Genomic DNA, 473 nt, shown 5'->3' with positions numbered 1-473 from the left:
GAATCACAAATTTTACCTTAGCCTGAATAAACACCAGTGAAAGTGTCATTCAGTCTATCTTTCTATCACATACCCAAATTTTTAAAGAACGATCTAATCAAAAGATCAGAAATCAACATTCACCATCGCTTGATGGAATGCTCATTTCTAAGCTTTACGACAGAAAAACCACAGAGTAACTCTGCAGTTATCGTCTTCTTCAATGAATCAAGCAATTCGTGTGGGAACTTATGGAGCAGCTGATGTCGTCGATTAAGGAGGTGATCCAGCCGCAGGTTCCCCTACGGCTACCTTGTTACGACTTCACCCCAGTCATGAATCACACCGTGGTAACCGTCCTCCCGAAGGTTAGACTAGCTACTTCTGGTGCAACCCACTCCCATGGTGTGACGGGCGGTGTGTACAAGGCCCGGGAACGTATTCACCGTGACATTCTGATTCACGATTACTAGCGATTCCGACTTCACGCAGTC

Annotated in this window: 1 rRNA gene; it reads right to left on the bottom strand. The window is 45.2% G+C overall.

Going from position 1 to position 473, the window contains the following annotated elements:
* Positions 1-253 precede the first annotated feature (253 nt).
* Positions 254-473, bottom strand: a 16S ribosomal RNA gene (locus QMX84_RS26340); the annotation flags it as partial.

This window comes from Pseudomonas sp. PS01297, assembly GCF_029959305.1.
Lineage (GTDB): Bacteria > Pseudomonadota > Gammaproteobacteria > Pseudomonadales > Pseudomonadaceae > Aquipseudomonas > Aquipseudomonas helleri.
This window is presented reverse-complemented; position numbering and strand designations above follow the sequence as displayed.